We start from the raw sequence: 25,163 nt of genomic DNA, 5'->3' as shown, positions 1-25,163 counted from the left end.
AACGGCCGGCCCGCCGCGGTGTGCGGCGGGCCGGCTGTTGCCGTACACCGGAAACCCGGCGGGCGGCACGCCCTACGTCGCCGCCGGCGCCGCGGAGAGGTGGTCGGCGAGCCAGGTGGGGACGCCACCCATGAGGCGGAAGAGCCGTGCGGCCTCGGCGCGCAGCCGGTCCGCGTCGCCCTCCGGCGCCGCGTCCGCCAGCGCCGCGAGGGCGGGCGCCGTACCGACGAGGAAGCCCAACTCCTCGCGGATCCGCAGCGACTCCGCGAAACCGTGCCGGGCCTCGGTCAACTCGCCGTCGCGCAGGGCGAGTCCGGCCAGATGACGCCAGGTGAAGGACAGCAGCAGGACGTCGCCCTGCGCGGTGGCGCCGGCGTGTGCGCGGCGGTAGGCGGCGCGGGCCGCGTCCGGGCTGTCGGCGACGTGCTCGGCCATCAGCCCGCGCCGGAAGTCCAGCAGCGGACGGCCGGCGGCCGCCGGGGCCAGCAGCGCGGCGGCCCGGCCCAGCGCCGAGCGCGCCTCGTCCGCCCGGTCCCGTACGCCCAGGACCGTCGCGGCGTACGCCAGGTGGCCGCGTTCGCAGGCCGCGCCGCCCCGCTCGTCGTCGTCCGCGGCCAGCGCCTCGGCGTGGCGCAGCGCGTCCTCGGCCGCGGCCCAGCCGGTGGCGGTGAACATGCAGCGCTCCACCAGGAGGGCGGCGCGGCGCAGCGCCGCGGGCGCGTGCCCGACGGCGTGCGGTTCGAGGAGCGCGGCCGCGTCGTCCCAGCAACCGCGGGAGCGCAGCCGCCACACGGCCCGGTCCAGAGGATCGTCCCCCTCGAACCCTCTGACCAGCGGTACTTCCGGTACTTCCGGTGCGGGTGCCGGTCCTGGTACCGGGACCGGTACCGGGGCCGTGGACCTCAACCGGCCCGTGAATTCGACGGGATCCGCAGAACTGACGGAATCTGCGGATCCTGGCATGGCGGTATCCGCCACGTTGCCCTCCCCGAGCGCGCCATCGAGCTGGAAAATGGAAGCCGTGGGCGAATCTCAGCACGAATTCCGTTGCCGGGCCAAGGGGGTGGGTGAATGATTTCACAATCGCCGGGAGGACTGCGATGGCGGCTCAAACGGCCCTGAACGGCCGCGCCACGGCGCATCGCCGCCGGTTCCGTCCCGCGGACCGGTCAGGCGATGCCGCCCGATCGAGTTACCCCGAATGGGGTAATGCCCGGGGTCCGTCCGCCGGTCCGCGGTCAGCTCATCCGCAGCGCGAGGAAGAAGTCGAGCTTGTCCTCCAGGCGGGACAGGTCGCGGCCGGTGAGCTGCTCGATCCGGCCCACCCGGTAGCGGAGCGTGTTGACGTGCAGGTGGAGGCGGGTGGCGCAGCGCGTCCAGGAGCCGTCGCAGTCCAGGAACGCCTCCAGCGTGGGGATCAGCTCGGCGCGGTGCCGGCGGTCGTAGTCGCGCAGCGGGTCCAGCAGGCGGGCGGTGAACGCGCGGCGGACGTCGTCCGGGACGAACGGCAGCAGCAGCACGTGCGAGGCCAGCTCCTCGTGCCCGGCGGCGCACACCCGGCCCGGGCGGGCCGCGGCGACCCGGCGGGCGTGCCGGGCCTCCTCCAGCGCGCCGCGCAGCCCCTCCGCCGAGTGCACCGAGGCGCTCACGCCGACCGTCAGCCGGCCGTCGTCCGCCAGCCCGCGGCCGAGCGGCTCCTGGACCAGGGTGAGCAGCTCCTCGGCGTGCAGCCCGGTCGCCGACGAGTCACCGGACTCGTCCGGGACCGGCAGCGGCACCAGCGCCACCGCCTCGTCGCCCGTGTGCGCCACCGCGATCCGGTCGGAGGGCTCGGGACCGGAGGTGCCCGGGTCGACCAGCATCTCCTCCAGCAGGCTCTGGGCCACCGGCCCGCCCGGTACGTCGCCGCCCTCCCACTCGACCCTGGCCACCACGATCTGCCAGTGCGGGGCGGTGCCCAGACCCGGCAGCAGCACCGGCGCCGCCACCCGCAGGCGGGCCGCGATCTCGGCGGGCGGTGCGCCGGTCTGGACGAGCTCCAGGACCTCCTGGGCGAGGCGCCGGCGGACCGTACGGGCGGCGTCGCGCCGGTCGCGTTCCACGGCGATCAGCTGGGTGACGCCGTGCAGCAGGTCCAGGCGCTCCTCGGGCCAGTCGCCGGCGTCCGCCTCGACCGCCAGCAGCCAGTCGCTCAGCACCGTCTGCCGCAGGTCACGGCCCTCGTAGCGGATCGGGAAGAGCGAGTACGTGGAGCCCGCGAGGGTGACCCGGTGCGGGCCGCGGCGGCCGGTGCGGGCCGCTGCGAGGTGCTCGCCGGCGAGCCGGGCGGCCAGCTCGCCGGACAGCTCGGGACCGGAGTCCGCGAGCGTGGACCCGGCGATCTGCCGGCCGGTGGGGGAGAGCACCCAGGCCCGCAGGTCCAGGTCGGAGCCCAGCAGGTCCAGGACCACCTCCGGGCCGCCGCCGGCGGGGCCGGACGTCATCAGGCGCCGGTGACGGTCCACCACGGCGGCCAGATCGCCGGCCCGCTCGCTGGAGACCTGCCGTACGACGTGCTCGGTGATCGAGGCGAAGGAGACCGCCTCCTCCACCGCGAAGAGCGGCAGCCGGTGCCGCAGGCACGCCTGCACCAGGTCGTCCGGGATCGCGCCGAGCTCGGCCTCGCCGGCCGCCAGACCGGCGACGTTGGCCGCCGCCAGGATGCGCACGAACCGCTCGGAGTCCTCCGGCTCGCGGCGCCAGGCCAGGCCGGTGAGCACCAGCTCGCCCCCCGAGAGGTAGCGGCTGGGATCGCGCAGGTCCGTGGTCATCACGCCGCGTACCGTGCGGTCCAGCTCGTCCTCGCCGCCGAGAAGCCGAAGGCCCAGGGTTCGGGTGTCCAGGAGTGCGCGGAGCCGCATGACCTCGCCCGCCGTTCTTTGCTGTCTGGTGTTGCCGGTGGAATGCCGCGAGGTTTCAGAGCCTCGTCTTTCGTTCGAATCTACAAGACAGGTGGCTTGGCCAGCCAACCGCTTCATGGTTTCGGTGACTGCACCGGGTGGGGCCCCGAAGCGTTCACTAAGGCCAACCGCGTTAACAAGACATGAACAGCGCCATGGCGATGAGGGCCCGGCGCCCTCACCCTGAGCAACGAATGACCGATTTCGCAGAAGAGGCCAACCATGGACTTCCTTCGCCCCGCCAGCTGGGAGGAGGCGCTCGCCGCCAAGGCCGAGCACCCCACCGCTGTGCCCATCGCGGGCGGCACGGACGTGATGGTCGAGATCAACTTCGACCACCGCCGTCCCGAGTACCTGCTCGACCTGAACCGCATCGGTGACCTGAGCGAGTGGGAGGTCGGAGAGAAGACCGTGCGACTGGGCGCCTCGGTTCCCTACACCCAGATCATGGAGAATCTGCGGGCCGAACTCCCGGGCCTGGCGCTGGCGTCGCACACCGTCGCCTCCCCGCAGATCCGCAACCGCGGCGGCGTCGGCGGCAACCTCGGCACCGCCTCCCCGGCCGGCGACGCGCACCCCGCGCTGCTCGCCTCGGGCTGCGAGGTCGAGGTCGAGTCGGTCCGCGGCCGCCGGATGATCCCGATCGACGAGTTCTACGTCGGCGTCAAGCGCAACGCCATGGAGCCCGACGAGCTGATCCGTTCGGTGCACCTGCCGAAGGCCGACGGCCCGCAGCAGTTCTCCAAGGTCGGCACCCGCAACGCCATGGTCATCGCGGTCTGCGCGTTCGGTATCGCGCTGCACCCCGAGACCCGCACGGTACGCACCGGCATCGGCTCCGCCGCCCCCACCCCCGTCCGCGCCAAGGAGGCCGAGGACTTCCTCGCCGCCGCGCTGGACGAGGGCGGCTTCTGGGAGTCCGGCGCCCCCGTCCCGCCGTCCGTCGCCAAGCAGTTCGCGCAGCTCGCCTCCGGTGCCTGCAACCCGATCGACGACGTGCGCGGCAGCGCGAAGTACCGACGGCACGCGGTCGGCATCATGGCGCGCCGCACCCTCGGCTGGACCTGGGAGTCCTACCGGGGCAACGAGAGGAGCGCACAGTGCGCGTGACATTCACCGTCAACGGTCGCCGCCAGGAGGCCGACGACGTCTGGGAAGGCGAGAGCCTGCTGTACGTCCTCCGCGAGCGGATGGGCCTGCCGGGCTCGAAGAACGCCTGTGAGCAGGGCGAGTGCGGCTCCTGCACGGTCCGCCTGGACGGGGTGCCGGTGTGTTCCTGCCTGGTCGCCGCCGGCCAGGTCGAGGGCCGCGAGGTCACCACCGTCGAGGGCCTGGCGGACTTCGCCAAGCAGCGTGCCGAGCACGGCGGCTGCGGCACCGGCGCGTGCGGCACCTCGCTCCAGGACGCCCAGCAGTGGCAGGCGCGCCCGTCTGACAGTGGGCCCCGCCCACGGGCGCAGGACTCGCAGACCGGCGAGGGCGCCGAACTCTCCCCGATCCAGCAGGCGTTCATCGACGCCGGCGCCGTCCAGTGCGGCTTCTGCACCCCGGGCCTGCTCGTCGCGGCCGACGAGATGCTGGAGCGCAACCCGCAGCCGACCGACGCGGACATCCGCGAGGCGCTGTCCGGCAACCTGTGCCGCTGCACCGGTTACGAGAAGATCCTGGACGCCGTCCGTCTCGCGGCCGCGCGCCAGGACCGTCAAGGACTCCAGGAAGGGACGGTCTGACCATGGGCACGACCGGTACTCCCACCAAGATCACCCAGGGCTCCCAGACCAAGGGCGGCATCGGTGAGTCGACGCTGCGCCCCGACGGCACCCTGAAGGTCACCGGCGAGTTCGCGTACTCCTCGGACATGTGGCACGAGGACATGCTGTGGGGCTTCACGCTCCGCTCCACCGTCGCGCACGCCGAGATCGTCTCCATCGACACCTCCGAGGCGCTCGCCCAGTCCGGTGTCTACGCCGTGCTGACCTACGACGACCTGCCCACGTCGATCAAGAACTACGGCCTGGAGATCCAGGACACCCCGGTGCTGGCGCACGGCAAGGTCCGCCACCACGGCGAGCCGGTGGCCCTGGTCGCCGCCGACCACCCGGAGACGGCGCGGCGCGCCGCCGCCAAGATCAAGATTGAGTACAAGGAGCTGCCCGTCGTCACCGACGAGGCATCCGCGACCGCCGACGGCGCGCCGCTGCTCCACGAGGGCCGCAACGACCACCACGCCGGGCACGTAGCGCACCCGAACATCGTCCACCGCCAGCCGATCATCCGCGGCGACGCCGCCGGGGCCGCCAAGAAGGCCGACGTCATCGTCTCCGGCGAGTACGTCTTCGGCATGCAGGACCAGGCGTTCCTCGGCCCGGAGTCCGGCCTCGCGGTGCCCGCCGAGGACGGCGGGGTGGACCTCTACATCGCCACCCAGTGGCTGCACTCCGACCTCCGCCAGATCGCCCCCGTCCTCGGCCTGCCCGAGGAGAAGGTGCGGATGACGCTCTCCGGCGTCGGCGGCGCGTTCGGCGGCCGCGAGGACCTGTCGATGCAGATCCACGCCTGCCTGCTCGCGCTGCGCACGAACAAGCCGGTCAAGATCGTCTACAACCGTTTCGAGTCCTTCTTCGGGCACGTCCACCGGCACCCGGCGAAGCTCTGGTACGAGCACGGCGCCACCAAGGACGGCAAGATCACGCACATGAAGTGCCGGATCGTGCTGGACGGCGGCGCCTACGCCTCCGCGTCCCCGGCCGTGGTCGGCAACGCCGCCTCGCTGGCGGTCGGCCCGTACGTGATCGACGACGTCGAGATCGAGGCCGTCGCGCTCTACACCAACAACCCGCCCTGCGGCGCCATGCGCGGCTTCGGCGCGGTCCAGGCGTGCTTCGCCTACGAGGCGCAGATGGACAAGCTCGCCAAGAAGCTGGGTCTGGACCCGGTCGAGTTCCGGCAGCTGAACGCCATGGAGCAGGGCACGATCATGCCGACCGGGCAGCCGGTCGACTCGCCGGCCCCGGTCGCCGAGATCCTGCGCCGCGTCAAGGCCCGCCCGCTGCCCCCCGAGCGCCAGTGGGAGTCCAGCGAGGGCGCCGACGTCCGGCAGCTGCCCGGCGGCCTGTCCAACACCACCCACGGCGAAGGCGTGGTGCGCGGCGTCGGCTACGCGGTCGGCATCAAGAACGTCGGCTTCTCCGAGGGCTTCGACGACTACTCCACCGCCAGGGTGCGCATGGAGGTCATCAACGGTGAGCCGGTCGCCACCGTGCACACCGCGATGGCCGAGGTCGGCCAGGGCGGCGTGACCGTCCACGCGCAGATCGCCCGCACCGAACTCGGTGTCGCCCAGGTGACGATCCACCCCGCCGACACCCAGGTGGGCAGCGCCGGTTCGACGTCGGCGTCCCGCCAGACGTACGTCACCGGCGGCGCCGTCAAGCACTCCTGCGAGCTCGTCCGCGAGAAGGTCCTGGAGCTCGGCCGCCGCAAGCTGGGCACGTACCACCCGGCGTGGGCCACCGCCGACCTCCTCCTGGAGGGCGGCAAGGTCGTCACCGACGGCGGCGAGGTCCTCGCCGACCTGGTGGACGTGCTCGAAGGCGAGTCCGTCGAGGTCGAGGCCGAGTGGCGGCACCGCCCGACCGAGGCGTTCGACCTGGTCACCGGCCAGGGCAACGGCCACGTCCAGTACTCCTTCGCCGCGCACCGCGCGGTCGTGGAGGTGGACACCGAGCTCGGCCTGGTGAAGGTCATCGAGCTGGCCGTCGCCCAGGACGTCGGCAAGGCGCTCAACCCGCTGTCCGTCGTCGGCCAGATCCAGGGTGGCACCACCCAGGGCCTGGGCGTCGCGGTCATGGAGGAGATCATCGTCGACCCCAAGACCGCGAAGGTGCGCAACCCCTCCTTCACGGACTACCTCATCCCCACGATCCTCGACACCCCGACCATCCCGGTCGATGTGCTCGAACTCGCCGACGAGCACGCCCCCTACGGGCTGCGCGGCATCGGCGAGGCCCCGACCCTGTCGTCCACCCCGGCCGTCCTCGCGGCGATCCGGAACGCGACCGGGCTGGAGCTCAACAAGACGCCGGTCCGCCCCGAGCACCTCACCGGCACATAGAGAGCAGTCCGGGGGCCCTCCCCGGACCCGGTTCTCCGGGCGGTGCGTGTCAGGGGTGTCCCTGTCCGTCCTCCTCCGCGCACCGCCCGGAGTTCCTCCCGCACCACGCAGTCGCTGCTGCCCTGATGCAGCCAGCACCCCGTTCGCCTCGGGCCGTCCCCCGGGTCGTGCAGCCGAAGATCCATCCCAAATCTCGCACCTGATGCGAGGGCCCCTTTGAACCTTGGGAGTAAGGCACCATGACCCAGCAGTCCACTGAGCCGAGGACCACGGCGGAGGAGGCGGGCGACGGCTCGCGTCAGCCCGCCGGCCGGTCCTGGCTCGACCGGTACTTCCACATATCCGACAGAGGCTCGACCCTCGGCCGCGAGGTGCGTGGCGGCGTCACCACCTTCATGGCGATGGCGTACATCGTCCTCCTCAACCCGGTGATCCTGACCACGACGAAGGACGTCACCGGTGCCACCCTCAACGCGGACCAGGTGACCACGGCGACCGCGCTCGCCGCCGCCGTCACCACGATCGTGATGGGCTTCCTGGGCAATGTGCCCCTGGCGCTGGCCGCCGGCCTGAGCGTCTCCGCGGTGATGTCGTTCCAGGTCGCCCCGCAGATGTCCTGGGACAACGCCTGGGCGATGTGCATCATTTACGGTGCCGTGATCGTGCTGCTGGTGCTCACCGGCATGCGGGAACTGATCATGAACGCCATCCCGCTGCCGCTCAAGCACGCGATCACGATGGGCATCGGCCTGTTCGTCTGTCTGATCGGCCTGGTCCAGGCGGGCTTCGTCACCTCCATGCCCGGCCCGGGCGGCCTCGCCGGCGCCAAGCCGATCCAGCTCGGCACCGCGGACATGCTCACCGGCTGGCCCGTCCTGTGCTTCGCGTTCACCGTCCTGCTGATCTTCCTGCTCCAGGTCCGCAAGGTGCCCGGAGCGATCCTCATCGGCATCATCGGCGGCACGGTCTTCTCCGCGCTCGTCCACCAGTTCGCCGGGCTGACCGTCAAGGACTGGGGCGGCCGCAACGCGCCGGTGATCTCCGGCTCCATCGTCTCCCGGCCCGACTTCGGACTGCTGGGCCACGTCTCCTTCAGCGGCCTGGGCGGCGTCGGCGGCATCACCATCGGCGTCATCGTCTTCACGCTCGTACTGGCCGGCTTCTTCGACGCCATGGGCACCATCATCGGCATCGGCCAGCAGGCCAACCTCGCCGACAAGGACGGCAAGATGCCGGGCCTGAACAAGGCCCTGGCCATCGACGGTGCCGGCGGCATCGTCGGCGGTCTCGCCGGCGCCTCCGGCCAGACCGTGTTCGTCGAGTCCACCGCCGGCGTCGGCGACGGTGCGCGTACCGGCCTGGCCAGCGTCGTCACCGGCCTCGGCTTCGCGCTGTGCCTCTTCTTCACCCCGCTGGCGCAGGTCATCCCCACCCAGGTCGCGGCCGCCGCCCTGGTGGTGATCGGCTCGATGATGCTGACCAACGCCAAGCACATCAACTGGGACGACCCGGCGACCTCCATCCCGGTCTTCCTGACGACGGTGCTCATGCCGTTCACGTACTCCATCACCGCGGGCATCGCGGCCGGCGTCATCGCGCACGTCGCGATCAAGGCCGTCCAGGGCAAGTGGCGCGAGCCCGGCTGGCTGATGTGGGTGCTCTCCCTGGTGTTCCTGGCCTACTTCTCGCTCAACCCGATCGAGAGCTGGCTGGGAGTGCACCACTGACCCGCCGTTCCTCACCTCCGTAATCCGTAAGGAGACCGACATGCTGGACATCGCCGAAGAGCTGCACCGGTGGGTCGAGCAGGGCCGCGAATTCGCGGTGGCCACCGTGGTGGCCACCAACGGCAGCGCGCCCCGCCAGCCCGGAGCCGCCCTCGCCGTCGACGGTGACGGCACGGCTGTCGGGTCGGTCTCCGGCGGATGCGTGGAAGGAGCGGTGTACGAACTGTGCCAGGAGGCGCTGCGGACCGGCCGGCCGGTGCTGGAGCGCTTCGGGTACAGCGACGAGGACGCCTTCGCCGTGGGCCTGACCTGCGGCGGCATCATCGACATCCTCGTCCACCCGGTACGGACGAGCGTCCCGCGCCCCGCGAACGACGGCGGCGGGGCCGGGGAGTTGGTGGACAGCACTGCCGACACGCTCGCCGCCGGGCTGGCCGCTGCCGCCACCGGAGAGGCGGCGGCGGTCACCCGGATCGTCCAGGGCCCCGCCGAACTCCTCGGCCGCACCCTGCTCGTCCGCCCCGACGGCAGCCACACCGGCACCCTCGGCGGCCACCCCGCCCTCGACCGCACCGCCATCGAGGAGACCCGCGCGCTGCTCGACGCCGGGCGTACCGCGACGGTGGAGATCGGGGTGGAGGGCTCCCGCTGCGGTCAGCCGGTGGTCCTCCTCGTCGAATCCTCCGTGCCGCCGCCCCGCATGATCGTCTTCGGTGCCATCGACTTCGCTTCCGCGCTGGTACGGGTCGGCAAATTCCTCAACTACCACGTCACGGTGTGCGATGCGCGTCCGGTCTTCGCGACCCGGACACGCTTCCCGGACGCCGACGAGATCGTCGTCGAGTGGCCGCACCGCTATCTCGACTCCCAGGACCTCGACGCCCGCACCGTGCTGTGCGTCCTCACCCACGACGCCAAGTTCGACGTCCCGCTCCTGGAACGGGCCCTGAAGCTCCCGGTCGCCTACGTGGGCGCCATGGGCTCGCGCCGCACCCACCTGGACCGCCAGCAGCGGCTGCGCGACGTCGGCCTGACCGAACTCGAACTCAACCGCCTGCGCTCACCCATCGGCCTCGACCTCGGCGCCCGCACGCCTGAGGAGACCGCACTGTCGATCGCCGCCGAAATCGTCGCCAACCGCCGCGGCGGCACGGGCCTGCCCCTGAAGGGCGCCCACACCCCGATCCATCACGAGGCCGCGGTGCCGGTGGGCCGGGTGGCTTGACCTCCCACGTGTTTGTCTGCGGCGCCGTGCTTGTTGCTCGCCGTTGCGCTTTGCGGCGGCGCCGCACGTTGTCGTCTGCGGCGCCGTGGTTGTTGCTCGCCGTTGCGCCTGCGGCGGGCGTGGGTGGTCGGGTGCGGTGCCGCTCCTCCGGACTTCGTCCTGCGGCGCGTCCCCTCCCGTAGTGGGAGAAGTAAAGGCCGGTGGGGGCGAGCGTCGTTAACTGACGCTCGCCCCCACCGGCCTTCACTTTCTCCCTCACGGGAGGGGACGGACCGCAGGACGAAGTCCGGAGGGCCGGCACCGCACCCGACAACAACCCGGCCCGCCGCAGGCGCCACGGCGAGACGAAACACGGCGGGACGGAAACCAACGTGCGGGGCGCCGCAAAGCGCAACGGCGAGAAACCACCAAGGCGGGAAAGCCAAAAACGTGGGCAGCTACCGCCGCCGCAAGGCAAGCGCTGACATCACCAAGACGTCGTGCCACTCGCCCTCCCAGAAGAGTGCCTCGCGCAGGCGGCCGTCCACCTCGAAGCCGCACTTCTCGTACGCGCGTTGGGCGCGCGGGTTGAACGGGAAGACCTCCAGCTGGACGCGGTGCAGGCCCACCCGGTCGAAGGCGTGGTCCAGCAGCAGCCGGATCGCTTCACTGCCGAGGCCGTGACCGGTGGCGTGCGCGGCGAGGGATATCCGGAAGCTGCCGCTCGCGTTGTCCTTGTCGATCTGGCTCAGTGCCAGCTCGCCCAGGTACTCACCCGTTTCCCGGTCCTCGATGGCGAGGTCGAGGCGGTCGGTGCGCCCGGCGGCCTGATTGCACCAGTCCTGGAGTTCCGCAAGGGTCCAGTCGTGGTGGGTGCCGGTCAGCCTGCGTACGTCGGGGTCCTGGAACGTGGCGTGGAAGGCGGCCGCATGCCGCGGCGACAGCGGCACGAGCTGAATCCGGGTGCCGTGGAGCACCGGCTTCTCCGCGAGGGCGGTGGCATCGATCATGGCGGGATGATGTCGGTGCCACGGCCGCCACGGCAAGGCATTTGAGCGGCGGCCCGAGCCGGCCGGGGAGGGGGAGCCATGGAGCTGCGGCAGGTGCGGTACTTCGTGACGGTGGCGCAGGAGCTGCACTTCGGGCGGGCGGCCGAACGGCTGCACATCGTCCAGTCGGCGGTGAGCCAGCAGATCAGACGGCTGGAACGGGAGCTGCGGGCCGACCTGTTCGACCGGTCGGCGCGGCAGGTGCGCCTCACGGCGGTCGGCGAGCGGCTCCTGCCGGAGGCGCGGGCGCTGCTGGCGGCCGAGCAGCGGGCGCTGGCGGTGGTCGCCGAGCTGACCGCCGGCCGTGCCCGCGCCCTGCGGCTGGGGACGAGTACCGGCCTGGGCGCCCATCTCGACCGGGTGCTGGACGCGCTCGACGCGCTCGCCCCGGAGATCGGGGTGGAGCTGGTGTCCGTACGGGCGCGGGAGCGGCTGGACCGGGTCGCGTCCCATGAGCTCGACGCGGCGTTCCTGCGCGGCGAGCCGGACGGCGGCGGGCGCGACGGTCTGAGCTTCGTCCCGCTGTGGCAGGACCCGCTGGTCGCGGTCGTCCCGGCCCGGCACCGGCTCGCCGCCACACCGGGCACCGTCTCCCTCGCCGAGCTGGCGGACGTACCGCTGGTGCTGACCGAGCGGCGCAACAACCGGGCCCTCGTCGATCTGGTCGTCAACGCCTGCCACGACGCCGGTTTCACGCCCCTGCCGGGCCCCACCTACGGGTCGCTGGAGGACACCCTGACCGCGATCGGCGCGCCCGGCGTGCCCGCCGAGGGGCTGTGGACCGTCGTCTACGCCGCGCACGCCGCCCGGCTGAGCACCCCCCGGGTCGCCTTCCTGCCGTTCCGCAACCTCGGCATGGAACTCACCACCTACCTCGCGGTACGCCGTACCGACCCGCCCGCCGGACTGGACCTGCTGCTGAAGGCGTGCGCGGTCCCGGACGCCGATCGCGATCGGTGATCGCTGCGTTCGCGTTCCGCTTCTTGGTCGGGCGGGCCGTTCGCGATGGACTGAGGGCACGCCGGTACCGCACCGGAAGCCCGGGGGAACCCGGGAACCCCAGGCCGGGGAACACGGAGATCTCCCTGATCCCGTGCTCCCCGAACCTCCTTATGAGAAACGGGAGTTCCGTCATGCCGATCGTCACCGTCCAGCAGGGCCCGCGCACTGTCGAGCTCAAGCGCGAGCTGGTCAAGCAGATCACCGACGCGTTCGTCGACGCGTACCGGATCCCCGCGGAGACCGTCCAGGTCTGGATCCACGAGGTGCCCACCGACAGCTGGGGCGCGGCGGGCACCCTGACCGCCGACAAGTAGACGCTGCGGTGGAGGCCGGCCTCCACGGGGGAAGCCGGCCTCCGCGCCACCGTCCCGCCCCGGGTTCGTCGCCCGGCGCGCCGTCCGCCCACCACCACCTTCGTCCGACCTCTTGACCCCTGCCGCCGTGCACCTCGTAGCCTCAACTCCTTCCGGCCCGGCACCTGTCAGACTCCCTTTCACCCTCTGAGGCCCGCCGTACCGGATCCATCCGAAACACAGGAGAGAGCGCATGCGGACACCGATGACGATCGCGGACTTCCTCGACCGCGCCGAACTGGGCTTCCGCGACAGCCCGGGCGTGGTCGACGAGCCGCGTCAGCCCGCCCCGCCGGTGCCCGTGTCGACCTACGGGCGGTTCGCCGAACGGGTCCGCGCCTGGCAGGCGGGCCTGGACGCCCTCGGGATCGGTGAGGGGGAGCGGGTGGCGGTGGTCGGCCACAACTCCGCGCGCATGCTGGAGCTGCTGTTCGCGGTGCCGATGAGCGGCCGCATCTGCGTCCCGGTGAACTTCCGCCTCAAGCCGGAAGAAGTCGACTACCTGGTGGCGCAGAGCGGTGCCTCGGTCCTGCTCGTCGACCCGGAGCTCGACGCCGCGCTGTCCGGCGTCAAGGCGCGCCACCGCTTCGTCCTCGGCGAGGAGACCGAGGCCGGGCTGATGCGGTTCGGGACCGAGCCGCGTCCGTGGTCGAACCCGGACGAGGACGCCACCGCGACGATCAACTACACCTCGGGCACCACCGCCCGCCCCAAGGGCGTGCAACTGACCCACCGCAACATCTGGGTCAACGGCATGACCTTCGGCCTGCACACCCGGGTGTGGGAGGGCGATGTGTACATGCACACCCTGCCGATGTTCCACTGCAACGGCTGGGGAATGCCGTATGTGATGGCGGGTCTGGGCGTCAAGCAGGTGGTGCTGCGCAAGGTCGACGGCGCCGAGATCCTCCGGCGCGTCGAGGAACACGGCGTCACCGCCATGTGCGGGGCACCGGCCGTCTGGAACATGGTGCTCGACGCGGCGGCGACGTGGGAGGGCGAGATCCCGGGCCGTGACCGCGTGCGGATCATCTGCGCGGGCGCCCCGCCGCCCACCAGGATGATCCAGCGGGTGCAGGAGGAACTGGGCTGGGAGTTCACCCAGCTCTACGGTCTGACCGAGACGTCTCCGCTGCTCACCTTCAACCGCACCCAGCCGGCCGACGCGGGCCTGCCCGCCGAGGAGCGGGCGCGCAAGCTGTCCCGTGCGGGCATCCCCGTGCTGGGGACGAAGCTGAAGGTCTCCGCGTCCGGTGAGGTCCTGGCCCGCTCCAACACGGTGCTCGACGGGTACTGGGAGAAGCCGGAGGAGACGGCGGAGGCACTGCAGGACGGCTGGTTCCACACCGGCGACGGCGGCACCCTCGACCCCGACGACGGTCACCTCACGATCTCCGACCGGAAGAAGGACGTCATCATCACCGGCGGAGAGAACGTCTCGTCGATCGAGGTGGAGGACACGATCTTCAGCCACCCGGCGGTCGCCGAGGTCGCCGTCATCGGCGTGCCGCACGAGAAGTGGGGCGAGACGATCAAAGCCCTGGTGGTCCTGGCCGAGGGGGCGACGGCCGACGCGTCCGACATCATCGCCCACTGCAAGCAGCACATGGCCGGCTACAAGGCGCCGACCTCGGTGGAGTTCCGCGACAGCATCCCCCGCACGGCCACCGGAAAGATCCAGAAGTTCAAGCTCCGCCAGCCGTACTGGTCCGGCATCGACCGGGGAGTCAACTGACCGGCGCCCCCCTGACCGGCGTCCCGCTCGGGAGCCCCGCCAACCGGGCGGGGCTTCCGGGGCGGACCGGCATGGCGTCATGACGAGGCGTGCTGTGCCCGGATGCTGAGGGTCTCCGAGACCTGCGGGAGAGACCATGGGCGACCACTCCGGACTTCGCGAAGCGCGGCCGGCGACATCCGTCGGCACCGGCCAGGACACACCGGGGCAGCCGGGGGTCATCGGCATCGCGCTCGCCGCCGTGCTGACGGCCACCCTCGCGCAGGGGTCCTGGCAATGGTTCTCCACCTACATCGGAGTGACGCTCCTCGCGGTGATCTTCTCCTTCTACCGGCTGCCGGCGCGGCAACCCGGCCTCGGATCGACGTACTTCCGGAACCTGACCGCGTATTCGCTGGTCGTGGGCCTGTGCGTGGCGATCACCCTGGCCCCCGTGCTGCAGCGCTGGGCGTGGCTCTTCCCGATGTCGGGGACCCGTGGCGCGTGTCCTGAGCTGGGCACGTACGAGCGCCTCCGGGCGGAGGCCGCGCTGGCGAACCTGGCCGGCCGCGACAGCGGCGCCCTGGCTCAGGCGCAGGCCCACCAGAGTCATGTCGCGGTCGCCGACTGCCTGTCGGCCACCACTACCCTGTGGCTGCCCGTGTACGGGGTCGGGGCGGCCGTACTCACGGGTCTGGGCGCGTGGTCCCTCGACCGGGCCCGGGCGAGGAAAGCGACGGGCGCGGCCCGCCGGGATCCTGCTCGGCAGGACTGAGCGGCCGCACGGGCGGGGCCGGGCCGCACGGGGTGGCGAGGGGGGCCACCCGGTGGTTCGTCCGCCCGCTCTGAGCTGCGTTTATCGCATGCTTATCGCTGCCCTGTGTGATCTCCTGTGAGACCGAGTTGGGGGCAGCGTGCTGAGCGAGACGGTATTCCGGAGTGACGACGTACCGGCGGAGGACCGCCTGGAGTACTGGGCGGAGCGTGTGGGGGCGACGCACGCCCCCGTGCACCTGGAGTGCGATCGGGCCCTCGAATTCCGGGCGCATCAACGGGTGCTCGACCTGGGTGTCGTGTCGGTGTGGCCGGCGACCTTCCAGCAGTTGGTGATCCGGCGTACGCCGAAGCTGATCCGGCAGTCCGATCCGGAGCGGTTCCATCTCGCACTCATCGCGCAGGGGTCCGGGGTGGGCACCTGGGACGACTGCGAGGCCGTCTACCGGCCGTCCGACCTGCACCTCAACGATTCCTCGATTCCGTGGCAGATCCGCTCCGGATCGGACGTCCCGGTGACGGCGCTGGGGCTGGAGGTGCCCAAGACCCTGGTGCCGCTGCCCCGCGGCATGACGAGCCGCATGCTCCCGCGGCGGCTGCCGGCCGGAGAGGGGATCGGTGTCCTGCTGGCACAGTTCCTCACCCAGGTGTGCCGGGACAGCACGGCCTATCAACCGTCCGACGGACCCCGGCTGGGCAGGGTGCTGATCGACCTGGTCAGCGCGCTCTTCGCGCACCTCTTCGAGACGGGCAACGTCCTGCCCGAGGACACCCATCGGCGGGTCCTCGTCCTGCGCATCAAGCGCTTCATCGAGGACCACCTGCACGACCCCGGCCTCACCCCGGCCACCCTCGCCGCCGCGCACCACATATCGACCAGCTACCTGCACCGGCTCTTCCAGGAGGAGGAGGCCACGGTGGCCGCCTGGATCCGCCGCCGGCGGTTGGACGGCGCCCGCCGCGACCTCGCCGACCCGGCGCTGCGCAGCACACCCGTCCACGCCGTCGCCGCCCGCTGGGGCTTCCCCCACGCGGCCGACTTCACCCGCGCCTTCCGCCGCGCATACGAGACCCCGCCGCGGGACTACCGGCGGCGAGCGCTGGAGCTCCCGCGCTGAACCCGGTGGGTGGACGGGTGGGACCACTGACCGCTGAGCGGCCGTCGGTCAGTGGGCGCTCAACGCAGCACGCTTTCAAGGAATTTGGGGCCGGGGAAGTCATCGCCGTCCTTGGGGCGGGCCGGGCCGGCCAGTTCGACGGCGCCCGTGCACGCCACCCGGTCCGCGACCTTGGCGCACGCCACCGCCTGCCGCAGATCAGAGGTGGCCAGCATGGGGCTGACGGCCAGTCCCTCGCGGCCGTCGGGGTGGGAGGTGAGCCGGGCGTCCCGGCCGACCCAGATCGACACCTTCTGCGCGCCGCCGGAGCGGGGCTGCACCTCCGACCAGACGGTGCCGCACGACGGGCTGAAGCGGAGCCGCACGGTGGAGGCCGTGTCCACGATGGTGCTCTCCGCGCGCGCGTCGCGATTGCAGCCGAACCGCCACGGATACCGTCCCTGGCACCTGTGGCCGTGGCACGCGTCGGGCTCACCCACGTCGGTACGCGCGGCACCGGCGGGAAGGTCCACGAGCGAGGCCGCCGCTCCCATGGTCGCCACCAGTGCCGTCAGCGCCACCAGCGACCCGGCGGTCCGCAGCACCCCGGCGTTGAGACGCGTCCTTCGGGCGCGCCCGGCCCGTTCCGCCGCGACGGGCGCCGTGGGCGCCTCGGCCGGTTCGGCCGGTTCGGCCACGGGAGCGGTCCGGGCACGGTACGCGGCGTCGTACACCGCGAGCAGCCGTTCCCGGTCCGCGCCCGCCACCTGGCCGAGTGCCTCCACCGCGCTTCTCGGCGGCAGCTTCTCGCCGTTGAGATAGCGGTGCCAGGCGGATCTGCTGTACGGGGTCTTCCTGGCCAGCCCGTCCAGGCTCAGTCCCGTCTGTTCCTTGAGGACCCGCAACTCCTCTGCCAGGTGTTGCGCGTCGGTGTCGAGCGTGTCGGGCAGCGGCCGCCAGTGGGACACCGTGTGCGCCTCCCCTCCACCACCTGCCTCCGCCCGGGAGCGGCCGCCTCGGCGGCCCCTGCCGGGGGCCCGGGGGTCGGTTTCCTCCCGGATGGCGGGATGTGTACCCACGGGTGGTGGCCGACGACACCCTGACCGCGCCGAACGCAACAGGTCAGCTGAGCGGTTTGTCATACAGGCGGAAGCTGCGACTGCCCGCCGGGCCCTCGACGAACCCCAGGCACAGCCGCGGTGTGCCACCGTCCCGCAACACGGCCAGCCCCTCCGGCTCGCGGGGTGAGAGTCCCGGGGCGGTCCGTTCCAGTTGCTGCCACACCACGCGTCCGGTCCGCAGATCGATGCGGTACAACCGGGTGTTGCCGCCCGACGACGCCGGATTCCCCGTTCCGTACGCACTGCCCAGGAGCTGGTAGGCGTAGTCGCCGTACAGGGCCATGCCCTGGAAGGGCAGCCCCAGGCCGGCGCCCGGCTGGGCGAAGTCGGTCAGCGGCAGGAACCAACGGGCCCGGAACGCGTCCAGGTTGTACAGGGCGAACCTCGGTATGCCGTGCCGCTTGTACCGCAGCAGCAGATGCCGGTGCGTCACATCGAGGGCGGGGGAGTTGCTGGTGGAGCCGGCTACGGGGCGGTACGTGGCCACGCCGCCGCTGTTCCGTGCCAGCACCTGCCCGTCCGTGAAGCGGAAGTGGCACACCCCGCGCCCGTAGCCGGACGACGGGTTGGCGTTCCACTCCGTCCACAGGGTGACCCCGCCCGCGGCTTCCTCCAGCCCGATCGAGCCCCCGTGACCGAAGCCCTTCAGGTACATGTGCCCGGCCGCGGCGCCGTCCAGGGTGAGGCGGTTCAGGCAGAGATCGCCGTTCCGGACGCGTGCCGCGTGGGGAAGCGCCGTCCTTTCGCCCGGCAGCCGGATCCCGCCCGCCACCACCTGGAGGGCGTAGAGGTGCCCTCGTCGTTCGTCCACGGTGAACGACTGCAGCACCGTGGTGTGGCGCAGCCGCCCGGCGAGGAACTGCCGGCCCGCCGCGGCCAGGGCGGGTGGCTGCCGGCTCGCCGCCGGTGCCGCCCGCGCCCACTGCGCCGGCAGCACGGCGGCGGCCGCCGCGACCACCCCGAGGCCGCACACCGCCCTGCGTCGCGGCCCCTGCATGTCTCCGACCATCACGCGCTCCAAGGAATCGGGCCGGCCGCCCGCCCGCCCCCTCGAACGGGCGGGCAGCCAGGGGTCATTACGGCGTCACCGCGGACGGCGGCATCAGCTGCCGAGGACGCGGCACCACGGGAGGGCGCCGAAGACGTGGACGTAGTGCGCGGAGACGTAGCCCCGGTGGTGCGAGAGCCTGTACCAGCGCTCGTTGCCGCGCACCGAGCTGCCGTTGGTCCTGCACCGGAGGGACTGCACGCTGCCGTCGCGCGCGGTGCCGACCACGCGGTAGCCGGTGCCCGGGCCCGAACGGACGTTGAGGGCGAAGCCGTTCGGGGTGGTCACGCGGCCGTGCGCACGCGTGGCGGTCGTCGGCGAGGCGCCCTGGTGCGCGACGTGCCGGCCGGGCGCGGGGTGCGGGCAGGAGTGGGCGAACGCCAGCGTGGGGACCATGGCGAGGGCGGCGACCGTGGCGATCACGCCGCTGCGCATCATGCGTCGGTTCATCGGGTTCTCCTCGAGTGCTCGGCAGGTCCACCGGAGCGTGACCCTGCGTCGCTCAGCGTTTCCGAGGGCGCACGCAAAGATGTGTCCCAGCCGTCCCAGGGACGAAGTGGAACGCCCCGGACCGTTCGCCGCGGGCCACCGCGGAGCCCGGCAGCGGCGGTACTCCGCCCCTACCGACATGTTGATTGGATTTTCCAAGTCGATGCTTGGAAAATCCAACTACTCTCGCTACGCTGCTCGGCATGACCGCAAACGGGGTAGTGGGTTACGAGCTCTCCACGGATCCGGACCGTCTCGACGTCGAGCTGGTGCACCACTGGCTCTCGACCGATGCGTTCTGGGCGCTGGGGCGCAGCCTGGACACGGTCCGGAGAGCGGTGCGCGGCTCTCTCAACTTCGCTGTCCATGAAGCCGCCGGTCCGCAGGTCGCCTACGCGCGGGTCGTCACCGACCGGGCGACCTTCGCCTGGCTGTGCGATGTCTACGTCGCGCCCGCACACCGCGGTAAGGGGCTCGGCACCTGGCTGGCAGGCGCGGTGCGCGATCACCTTGCTCCCTACCGGCTCAAGCGCGTGCTGCTCTCCACCCTCGATGCCCACGAGGTCTACGCGAAGGCCGGCTTCGTCCCCTTCCCGCACCCGGAGAACCTGATGCTCCTGAATCCGGCGCGGGGCGGCGATACGCAGCAGAACTGACCGGTCGTTACGTCGAGGAGTCCCGTATGCGTGTGGTGGTCCTGTGTGGTGGAGAGAGCCCGGAGCGAGACGTCTCGCTGGCCTCGGGGTGGTCGGTCGCCGGTGCCCTGCTGGAGCGGGGGCACGAGGTGGTGCTGGTCGACCCGGCCGCCGCGGCACCGGTCCTGGCCGGGCCGCTGCGGCCCGGTGCGGTGGTCGCCGGGGCCGCCGTCGCCAAGGAGCCGCCGTCCCTCGCGGACCGGCGGCAGTTGCGCAGGCGTCTGCACGCCGCCCTGACCGGCGGTCCGGTCCTGGACCTGCTGCGCGGCGCGGAGCGGGTGTTCGTGGCGCTGCACGGCGGCTGGGGCGAGGACGGTCACGTACAGGCGCTGCTGGAGATGGCCGGCGTGCCGTTCACCGGTGCGGGCAGTGCGGCCTGTGCGGCGGCGTGGCACAAGGGGCGGGCGCAGGCGGTGCTGGGTGCGGCCGGCGTGCCGGTGGCCGAGCGGGTGCTGTGGCGGCCCGGGGCGGGGGAGGTGCCGCAGGCGGTGCGGCGGCTGGTGGCGGTCGGGCCGGTGGTGGCCAAGCCGGTCGCGGACGGTTCGAGTGTGTCGGTCCACCGGGTCGACTCGCTGTCGCAGCTGGCACGGGTCGCGGCCGAGGCGTGCTCCGGTGAGGGCGAGCTGTTGGTGGAGCCGTTCCTGCCGGGGCGGGAGTTCACCGTGGCCGTGGTCGGCGACCGGGTGCTCCCCGTGGTCGAGATCGAGCTGACGACGCCGGTGTTCGACTACGCGGCGAAGTACCAGCCGGGGGCCGTCGGCGAAGTGTGCCCGGCGCGCGTCCCGGACGATTTCGCGACGCGGCTGCAGGAGTTGGCCCTGCGCGCGCACCGGGCTCTGGGGTTCGGCGGCGGCACGTACTCGCGCGCCGACTTCCGCTGCGACGCCGGCGGCGCGCCGATGTGCCTCGAAGTGAACGCGCTCCCGGGCCTGACGTCGGCGAGCCTGCTGCCACGCGCGGCGACCGGCGCCGGCTGGACGTACCCCGACCTGGTCCAGCGCCTCATGGACCTCGCGACGCGCTGAGCGCGCGGACGGCTCGCCGGAGCGGGGCGGCGGAGCGGGTCGGCGGCGCCCTCAGGTCAGGTTCAGCCCGCCGTCGAGCACGATGACCTCGCCGGTGAGGTAGGTGCTGGCGAGCACCGACGCCACCAGGTCGGCCACGTCGCCGGGTTGGGCCGGGCGGTGCATGGGGGCGCGGTCCCGCCACAGCTCGTGGGCCTGCGCCCAATCCTTGGTCATCGGGGTGTCCACCAGTCCCGGCGCCACCGCGTTGACCCGCACCTCGGGCCCGAGCGCCGCCGCGAGCAGCCGGGTCACGTGATTGAGGGCGGCCTTGCTCGCCGCGTACGGCACCGACGAGCCCTTGGGGCGTACCCCGGCGTGGCTGGTGATGTTCACGATGCTGCCGCCCGCGGGGGAGCGGCGCAGCGCCGGAAGGGCCGCCGTGCACAGCACCCAGGGGGCGATCAGGTTGACCTCCATCAGCTGTCGCCAGTCCGCCGGTGTCGCCGCGGCCAGGTCGTCGTGCGGGATCGGCCAGCTGATGCCCGCGTTGTTCACCAGCACGTCCAGCCGCCCGTAGCGGCCGAGCGCCGCCTCGACCAGCCCGCGGGCCTCCTCCTCCACCGCCAGGTCCGCCCGCACGTACGCCCCGCCGAGTTCGGCCGCCAGGGCCTCCCCGGCCTCCGTGCTGCGCCGCGAGTGCACCACCACCCGCATGCCGTCCGCCGCCAGCCGCCGCGCGACGGCCTCCCCGATCCCCGACGTGGACCCGCTGACCAGGGCGACGGGCCGATCCGCTTGTTCCTTGCTCATGCTCGCGGATCCTGCCACGGACCCCCGCCGGCAGGTCCCGCCGCCCTGCCGTTCCGGCCGACCGTCCACGTCATGAGTCATCATTCCGGGCGAGATCCGGACGGAGCACCGCGGCGCATGCGGTGCCGGTGCGTGGTCCGCGGCGCGGGCCGGACGCGTTCCGCTGCTGACGGATGACACCCGGAGGGCGGCCGGACCGCCGTTCGTTGCGCGAAAGGGCAGGCGATCGCGGGATCCTCGGGGCACGCTGGACGCCATGCTGTACGCAGGCGCGCACCGGGTGTCCCGGGAAGGGCTCGTCTCTTCGGGGGGATACCTCGCGGGTGTGCGGCAGCGATGGCCGACGTCGGGCTTTTGGGGAGCAGTTGATGAACGCATGGGTGGGTGCGCCGGGGGCGGCGCCACCGGAGGGCGGAGCGATGCCTCCGGCCCTTGAGGTCCGGGGACGCGTGGGTTCCCGGCTGACGGGAGAGCCGGAGCCGGCCCTCCGCAAGCGCGACCGGCGGCGGGAGCGCGCCGACCTGCCGAAGACCGTCTCCGGCAGGATCCGCCGCATCGACCCGCGCGAGCGCACCGCGCGGGGCGCCGGCGGAGCCGAGTACTGGGAGGAGAACCACCGATGAGCCGTCACCAGGAGCTCAGTTACGCCAGCGGCGCCGCCGAACGGCCGCTGCTCGGCCACACCATCGGCGCCGACCTGACCCGCACCATCGCCCGGTTCGGTGACCGCGAGGCGCTGGTCGAGGTGGCGAGCGGCCGCCGCTGGACCTACGCGGAACTGGGGCGCGCCGTCGACGAGGTGGCCCTCGGCCTGCTCGCCAAGGGGGTCGGCAAGGGCGACCGGGTCGGCATCTGGGCGCCCAACTGCGCCGAATGGGTCCTCGTCCAGTACGCCACCGCGAAGATCGGCGCCATCCTCGTCAACGTCAACCCCGCCTACCGCGTACACGAGTTGGCGTACGTCCTGCAGCAGGCCGGCATCACCGTCCTGGTCTCCGCCATCCAGCACAGGACGAGCGACTACCGCCGGATGATCGAGCAGGTGCGCGCCGAGAGCCCGGCCCTGCGCGACGTCGTCTACATCGACGACCCCACCTGGGGCGGGCTGCTGGCCGCCGGGGCGGCCGTCCCACAGTCCCGGCTCGCCGAGTGCGAGAAGGCACTGACCGCCGACGACCCCGTCAACATCCAGTACACCTCGGGCACCACCGGCTTCCCCAAGGGCGCCACCCTCTCGCACCACAACATCCTCAACAACGGCTACTGGGTCGGCGAGACCATCGCCTACACCGAGCAGGACCGGGTGTGTCTGCCGGTGCCCTTCTACCACTGCTTCGGCATGGTCATGGGCAACCTCGGCATCACCTCGCACGGCGGCTGCATCGTCATCCCGGGCCCCGCCTTCGACGCCGCCACCACCCTCAAGGCCGTCCAGGACGAGCGCTGCACCTCCCTCTACGGCGTCCCCACCATGTTCATCGCCGAGCTGAACCACCCCGACTTCGCCACCTACGACCTGTCCTCCCTCCGTACCGGCATCATGGCGGGCTCGCCCTGTCCGGAGGAGGTCATGAAGCGGGTGGTCGCCGAGATGCACATGGCCGAGGTGTCCATCTGCTACGGCATGACGGAGACCTCCCCGGTCTCCACCCAGACCCGCCGCGACGACGACCTCGAACACCGCACCGCGACCGTCGGCCGGGTGCTGCCGCACATCGAGGTCAAGGTCGTCGACCCGGCGAGCGGGGTGACCGTGCCCCGCGGCACGCCGGGGGAGCTGTGTACCCGCGGCTACAGCGTGATGCTCGGCTACTGGGAGGACACCGAGCGCACCGCCGAGGTCATCGACGCGGCCCGCTGGATGCACACCGGTGACCTCGCGGTGATGAACGACGACGGCTACCTCCGGATCGTCGGCCGCATCAAGGACATGATCATCAGGGGTGGGGAGAACGTCTACCCGCGGGAGATCGAGGAGTTCCTCTACTCCCATCCCAAGATCGCCGACGTCCAGGTCGTCGGGGTCCCCGACGAGAAGTACGGCGAGGAGATCGCCGCCTGCGTCATCCTGCGGGACCCCGAAGACCCGCTCACCCGCGATGAGTTGGCCCGCTTCTGCCGCTCCCGGCTCGCCCACTACAAGGTGCCGCGCTATCTGGAGATCGTCGACGCGTTCCCGATGACCGTCAGCGGCAAGGTCCGCAAGGTGGAGCTGCGCGAGCGGCTGGCCAAGGAACTGGGCGCGGTCTCGTCCTAGGCCCCGGGACGCCGGGGCGCCGGTCGGGGTGGGTTCACCCGGCCGGTGCCCCGGCGGGCTCCGGGACCGGCACCGCGCAGAGGTGCGCGGGCGCGCCGGTGCGGGGGATGTCCTCCTCCAGGAGCCCGCCCCAGGACGGCCGCCGGTGCGGCGCCCGGCGTGCCATCTCGCGCGCGACGGTGCCGGGCCAGCCTCGGCCGTGCCGGGGCGGGCCCGCCACCAGCGGGGGAGGTGGTCATGGGCGCGGTCGACGGTGACCTCGTCGGCGGTGATCCGCACCCGGGCGTACAGCCACCGTCCGGACGCGTCGCCGTCCGCGTCCCCGGCGGCATCCGTCAGCCGGAGGTCCCCCAGCGCAGCCAGTGCGGCCCGCCGGCGAGGAGGTCCACCGGCCGGGGGCGGCCGACGGTCTCGCTGTAGTCGTTGTCGATGCCGTGGAGCACGGCCCGGCCGCCCTCGACCCAGGTGAGGGCCCACCACCCGTCCCCCACGTCCTCGGAGCGCAACCCCGCCCCGTCCACCCGGTAGTTGTGCACGGGCAGCGGGCTCTCCGCGCTCCAGGCCGCCAGGGTGGGGGTGCGAGCACGTCGGACAGCGTCGGCGGCCACACCCTCGGCCGGCTCGCGGCGCGGCCTGCGGGCGAGATGGATGTGCTCAGCCGGCCGGATCCAGCACGGCAACGCGCGCCGCGCGGCGCGGAAGCCTTCGCATGCGGGCAGCGTAGGACGGCGCCGCGGAGGTCCGCTCGCCGCCGTTTCCCCCGCCGCCTGCCGCGCGGCGGCTCAGCGCTGGCGCTCTCCCGGCCAGTCGAGCAGCAGTCGCTGGGGGCGCGGCAGTGAAGCCACCACCAGGTCGTAGGAGTCCTCGATCATGTCGAGCACCAGCCGGTCGGGCAGTGCGCCGTCCAGCGAGACGGTGTTCCAGTGCCGCTTGTTGAGGTGATAGCCGGGCACCACCTCAGGGTGTGCCGCACGCAGCCGTTCGGCCAGCTCGGGATCGCACTTGAGGCTCACGGTGAGCGGGGCGCCCGTCAGGGTCGTCAGCGCGAAGATCTTGCCGCCGACCTTGAAGGTCGAGACGTCCGGGTTCCTGGGGAAGGGAAATTCCTCGGTCGCGCCGTTGAAGTCCAGGCAGGTGGCCCGGAGGGCGTTCGCGTCGATCATCCCGCCATTATGTCCGGGCGGGTCGGCACGACCTGATGAGGCGTCATCGCGTGCGTCCGGTACCGGCAGCCCGATCGTCGGCCCCCGCCCGCCGGCCGGGCTCCCGTCGCATGCCCACCCGCGGCCAGCGGTCCAGCCCCAGCTCCGCCTCCCGCGCGCGAAGGGCGCGCAGCCCCGGGGTGAGTTCGGCGTCGGTCAGCGGGCGGAAGCCGAGGCGGGCGTAGTACGGCGCGTTCCACGGCACCTCCGCGAAGGTGGTCAGCGTCAGCGCGACCGGCCCGCCGTCCCGCTCCGCGCGGTCGATGAGCGCCCGGCCGATGCCCCGGCGGGCGTGCGCAGGGTGCACCGACACCTGCTCGATGTGGGTGCACCCGTCGACCGGAGCGCGCAGGAGGTAGCCGACGGGCCGGCCGTCCACGTACGCGGCCAGTGCCCGCCCGGCCCGCTGAAAAGCGGTCAGTTCGGCGAGCGTCGGCGGCTCGTCGTCCGCGACCGCGGCCATGCCCAGGGCACGGAACGGCGCACCGGCGGCCCGCTCGATGGCGCGCAGCAGGGGCAGTTCGGCGGGGGACGGTGCGTGGATGATCACCGGGCCAGTGT

At 72.4% G+C, this 25,163-nt stretch carries 25 protein-coding genes; 14 read left to right on the top strand and 11 right to left on the bottom strand.

Annotated features, from left to right (window positions below; genetic code table 11):
* Positions 1–72: 72 nt before the first annotated feature.
* Positions 73–978, bottom strand: a complete 906-nt coding sequence (locus SL103_RS25375; protein WP_244304034.1) for a hypothetical protein — start codon at positions 976–978, stop codon at positions 73–75.
* 260 nt (positions 979–1,238) lie between these two features.
* Entirely contained in the window at positions 1,239–2,900 is a 1,662-nt protein-coding gene (locus SL103_RS25370; RefSeq protein ID WP_069571253.1) for a PucR family transcriptional regulator, read from the bottom strand.
* 261 nt (positions 2,901–3,161) lie between these two features.
* Between SL103_RS25370 and SL103_RS25365 the strand changes: the two genes are divergently transcribed.
* The 5 genes from SL103_RS25365 (at position 3,162) to SL103_RS25345 (ending at position 10,005) form a co-directional block, all read left to right on the top strand.
* Positions 3,162–4,049 (top strand): FAD binding domain-containing protein, encoded by an 888-nt coding sequence (locus SL103_RS25365; RefSeq protein ID WP_069571252.1) that lies wholly within the window; start codon positions 3,162–3,164, stop codon positions 4,047–4,049.
* A complete protein-coding gene (locus SL103_RS25360) occupies positions 4,040–4,669 on the top strand; it encodes a (2Fe-2S)-binding protein (protein ID WP_069571251.1) in 630 nt (209 codons plus the stop codon). Before SL103_RS25365 ends, SL103_RS25360 begins: the two co-directional genes overlap by 10 nt.
* Before the next feature lie 2 nt (positions 4,670–4,671).
* Positions 4,672–7,053, top strand: a complete 2,382-nt coding sequence (locus tag SL103_RS25355) for a xanthine dehydrogenase family protein molybdopterin-binding subunit (RefSeq protein WP_069571250.1) — start codon at positions 4,672–4,674, stop codon at positions 7,051–7,053.
* Between the two features lie 239 nt (positions 7,054–7,292).
* A complete protein-coding gene (locus SL103_RS25350) occupies positions 7,293–8,780 on the top strand; it encodes an NCS2 family permease (protein ID WP_069571249.1) in 1,488 nt (495 codons plus the stop codon).
* Between the two features lie 40 nt (positions 8,781–8,820).
* Complete coding sequence (locus SL103_RS25345; RefSeq protein WP_069571248.1) at positions 8,821–10,005, top strand: XdhC family protein; 1,185 nt, start codon at positions 8,821–8,823, stop codon at positions 10,003–10,005.
* A gap of 437 nt (positions 10,006–10,442) precedes the next feature.
* Here SL103_RS25345 and SL103_RS25340 read toward each other — a convergent pair whose 3' ends face one another.
* Positions 10,443–10,994 carry a GNAT family N-acetyltransferase gene (locus SL103_RS25340; RefSeq protein ID WP_069571247.1) on the bottom strand — a complete coding sequence of 184 codons (552 nt, stop codon included), beginning with the start codon at positions 10,992–10,994 and terminating at the stop codon, positions 10,443–10,445.
* 78 nt (positions 10,995–11,072) lie between these two features.
* Here SL103_RS25340 and SL103_RS25335 point away from each other — a divergent pair, with 78 nt between their 5' ends.
* The 5 genes from SL103_RS25335 to SL103_RS25315 all read left to right on the top strand — a co-directional run bounded on the left by SL103_RS25335 (position 11,073) and on the right by SL103_RS25315 (position 15,994).
* Entirely contained in the window at positions 11,073–11,993 is a 921-nt protein-coding gene (locus SL103_RS25335) for a LysR family transcriptional regulator (protein ID WP_069571246.1), read from the top strand.
* 173 nt (positions 11,994–12,166) lie between these two features.
* On the top strand, positions 12,167–12,349 hold the full coding sequence (gene dmpI / locus SL103_RS25330) for a 4-oxalocrotonate tautomerase DmpI (RefSeq protein ID WP_069571245.1): 183 nt from the start codon (positions 12,167–12,169) through the stop codon (positions 12,347–12,349).
* 232 nt (positions 12,350–12,581) lie between these two features.
* Complete coding sequence (locus tag SL103_RS25325; protein ID WP_069571244.1) at positions 12,582–14,123, top strand: AMP-binding protein; 1,542 nt, start codon at positions 12,582–12,584, stop codon at positions 14,121–14,123.
* 136 nt (positions 14,124–14,259) lie between these two features.
* On the top strand, positions 14,260–14,877 hold the full coding sequence (locus SL103_RS25320) for a hypothetical protein (RefSeq protein WP_069571243.1): 618 nt from the start codon (positions 14,260–14,262) through the stop codon (positions 14,875–14,877).
* A 139-nt stretch (positions 14,878–15,016) separates the two neighbouring features.
* On the top strand, positions 15,017–15,994 hold the full coding sequence (locus SL103_RS25315) for a helix-turn-helix domain-containing protein (RefSeq protein WP_069571242.1): 978 nt from the start codon (positions 15,017–15,019) through the stop codon (positions 15,992–15,994).
* 59 nt (positions 15,995–16,053) lie between these two features.
* On the opposite strand, the gene SL103_RS25310 is transcribed toward SL103_RS25315, so the two are convergent.
* From SL103_RS25310 to SL103_RS25300, 3 genes are all read right to left on the bottom strand, one after another.
* Positions 16,054–16,941, bottom strand: coding sequence for a helix-turn-helix domain-containing protein (locus SL103_RS25310; protein WP_069571241.1), 888 nt, complete (start codon positions 16,939–16,941; stop codon positions 16,054–16,056).
* Between the two features lie 154 nt (positions 16,942–17,095).
* Entirely contained in the window at positions 17,096–18,091 is a 996-nt protein-coding gene (locus SL103_RS25305; RefSeq protein WP_164492891.1) for a teichoic acid biosynthesis protein C, read from the bottom strand.
* A 105-nt stretch (positions 18,092–18,196) separates the two neighbouring features.
* A complete protein-coding gene (locus tag SL103_RS25300) occupies positions 18,197–18,592 on the bottom strand; it encodes an SH3 domain-containing protein (RefSeq protein WP_069571240.1) in 396 nt (131 codons plus the stop codon).
* Positions 18,593–18,834: 242 nt separating this feature from the next.
* Here SL103_RS25300 and SL103_RS25295 point away from each other — a divergent pair, with 242 nt between their 5' ends.
* Both SL103_RS25295 and SL103_RS25290 read left to right on the top strand, forming a co-directional pair.
* Positions 18,835–19,287 (top strand): GNAT family N-acetyltransferase, encoded by a 453-nt coding sequence (locus SL103_RS25295; RefSeq protein ID WP_069571239.1) that lies wholly within the window; start codon positions 18,835–18,837, stop codon positions 19,285–19,287.
* A gap of 26 nt (positions 19,288–19,313) precedes the next feature.
* On the top strand, positions 19,314–20,351 hold the full coding sequence (locus SL103_RS25290; RefSeq protein WP_069571238.1) for a D-alanine--D-alanine ligase family protein: 1,038 nt from the start codon (positions 19,314–19,316) through the stop codon (positions 20,349–20,351).
* A gap of 51 nt (positions 20,352–20,402) precedes the next feature.
* Here SL103_RS25290 and SL103_RS25285 read toward each other — a convergent pair whose 3' ends face one another.
* Positions 20,403–21,143 (bottom strand): SDR family NAD(P)-dependent oxidoreductase, encoded by a 741-nt coding sequence (locus SL103_RS25285; RefSeq protein WP_069571237.1) that lies wholly within the window; start codon positions 21,141–21,143, stop codon positions 20,403–20,405.
* A gap of 368 nt (positions 21,144–21,511) precedes the next feature.
* Here SL103_RS25285 and SL103_RS38035 point away from each other — a divergent pair, with 368 nt between their 5' ends.
* The gene (locus SL103_RS38035) at positions 21,512–21,766 is read left to right on the top strand and encodes a hypothetical protein (protein ID WP_164492733.1); all 255 of its coding nucleotides are present in this window, start codon (positions 21,512–21,514) and stop codon (positions 21,764–21,766) included.
* Entirely contained in the window at positions 21,763–23,400 is a 1,638-nt protein-coding gene (locus SL103_RS25280; protein WP_069571236.1) for an AMP-binding protein, read from the top strand. The genes SL103_RS38035 and SL103_RS25280 overlap by 4 nt, the downstream gene beginning before the upstream one ends.
* Before the next feature lie 34 nt (positions 23,401–23,434).
* Here SL103_RS25280 and SL103_RS39305 read toward each other — a convergent pair whose 3' ends face one another.
* From SL103_RS39305 to SL103_RS25260, 4 genes are all read right to left on the bottom strand, one after another.
* Positions 23,435–23,566, bottom strand: coding sequence for a hypothetical protein (locus SL103_RS39305; protein ID WP_279631172.1), 132 nt, complete (start codon positions 23,564–23,566; stop codon positions 23,435–23,437).
* A 169-nt stretch (positions 23,567–23,735) separates the two neighbouring features.
* A complete protein-coding gene (locus SL103_RS25270) occupies positions 23,736–24,008 on the bottom strand; it encodes a hypothetical protein (RefSeq protein ID WP_164492890.1) in 273 nt (90 codons plus the stop codon).
* A 174-nt stretch (positions 24,009–24,182) separates the two neighbouring features.
* Complete coding sequence (locus tag SL103_RS25265; RefSeq protein WP_069571233.1) at positions 24,183–24,563, bottom strand: MmcQ/YjbR family DNA-binding protein; 381 nt, start codon at positions 24,561–24,563, stop codon at positions 24,183–24,185.
* A gap of 43 nt (positions 24,564–24,606) precedes the next feature.
* A complete protein-coding gene (locus SL103_RS25260) occupies positions 24,607–25,152 on the bottom strand; it encodes a GNAT family N-acetyltransferase (protein WP_069571232.1) in 546 nt (181 codons plus the stop codon).
* Between the last annotated feature and the right edge of the window lie 11 nt (positions 25,153–25,163).

The sequence above is a fragment of the Streptomyces lydicus genome, from assembly GCF_001729485.1.
Classification (GTDB): Bacteria; Actinomycetota; Actinomycetes; order Streptomycetales; family Streptomycetaceae; genus Streptomyces; species Streptomyces lydicus_D.
The sequence above is the reverse complement of the archived record's forward strand: the minus strand, read 5'-3'. Positions and strand labels throughout refer to the sequence as shown.

Excerpts from the sequence above, each read along its gene's own strand:
- dmpI (WP_069571245.1), top strand. The coding sequence starts at position 12,167 with ATGCCGATCGTCACCGTCCAGCAGGGCCCGCGCACTGTCGAGCTCAAG.
- SL103_RS25370 (WP_069571253.1), bottom strand. The coding sequence starts at position 2,900 with ATGCGGCTCCGCGCACTCCTGGACACCCGAACCCTGGGCCTTCGGCTT.
- SL103_RS25285 (WP_069571237.1), bottom strand. The coding sequence starts at position 21,143 with ATGAGCAAGGAACAAGCGGATCGGCCCGTCGCCCTGGTCAGCGGGTCC.
- SL103_RS25295 (WP_069571239.1), top strand. The coding sequence starts at position 18,835 with ATGACCGCAAACGGGGTAGTGGGTTACGAGCTCTCCACGGATCCGGAC.
- SL103_RS25305 (WP_164492891.1), bottom strand. The coding sequence starts at position 18,091 with ATGCAGGGGCCGCGACGCAGGGCGGTGTGCGGCCTCGGGGTGGTCGCG.
- SL103_RS25265 (WP_069571233.1), bottom strand. The coding sequence starts at position 24,563 with ATGATCGACGCGAACGCCCTCCGGGCCACCTGCCTGGACTTCAACGGC.
- SL103_RS25280 (WP_069571236.1), top strand. The coding sequence starts at position 21,763 with ATGAGCCGTCACCAGGAGCTCAGTTACGCCAGCGGCGCCGCCGAACGG.
- SL103_RS25340 (WP_069571247.1), bottom strand. The coding sequence starts at position 10,994 with ATGATCGATGCCACCGCCCTCGCGGAGAAGCCGGTGCTCCACGGCACC.
- SL103_RS25355 (WP_069571250.1), top strand. The coding sequence starts at position 4,672 with ATGGGCACGACCGGTACTCCCACCAAGATCACCCAGGGCTCCCAGACC.
- SL103_RS25320 (WP_069571243.1), top strand. The coding sequence starts at position 14,260 with ATGGGCGACCACTCCGGACTTCGCGAAGCGCGGCCGGCGACATCCGTC.
- SL103_RS25345 (WP_069571248.1), top strand. The coding sequence starts at position 8,821 with ATGCTGGACATCGCCGAAGAGCTGCACCGGTGGGTCGAGCAGGGCCGC.
- SL103_RS25325 (WP_069571244.1), top strand. The coding sequence starts at position 12,582 with ATGCGGACACCGATGACGATCGCGGACTTCCTCGACCGCGCCGAACTG.
- SL103_RS25290 (WP_069571238.1), top strand. The coding sequence starts at position 19,314 with ATGCGTGTGGTGGTCCTGTGTGGTGGAGAGAGCCCGGAGCGAGACGTC.
- SL103_RS25335 (WP_069571246.1), top strand. The coding sequence starts at position 11,073 with ATGGAGCTGCGGCAGGTGCGGTACTTCGTGACGGTGGCGCAGGAGCTG.
- SL103_RS38035 (WP_164492733.1), top strand. The coding sequence starts at position 21,512 with ATGAACGCATGGGTGGGTGCGCCGGGGGCGGCGCCACCGGAGGGCGGA.
- SL103_RS39305 (WP_279631172.1), bottom strand. The coding sequence starts at position 23,566 with ATGGCACGCCGGGCGCCGCACCGGCGGCCGTCCTGGGGCGGGCTCCTG.
- SL103_RS25365 (WP_069571252.1), top strand. The coding sequence starts at position 3,162 with ATGGACTTCCTTCGCCCCGCCAGCTGGGAGGAGGCGCTCGCCGCCAAG.
- SL103_RS25300 (WP_069571240.1), bottom strand. The coding sequence starts at position 18,592 with ATGAACCGACGCATGATGCGCAGCGGCGTGATCGCCACGGTCGCCGCC.
- SL103_RS25350 (WP_069571249.1), top strand. The coding sequence starts at position 7,293 with ATGACCCAGCAGTCCACTGAGCCGAGGACCACGGCGGAGGAGGCGGGC.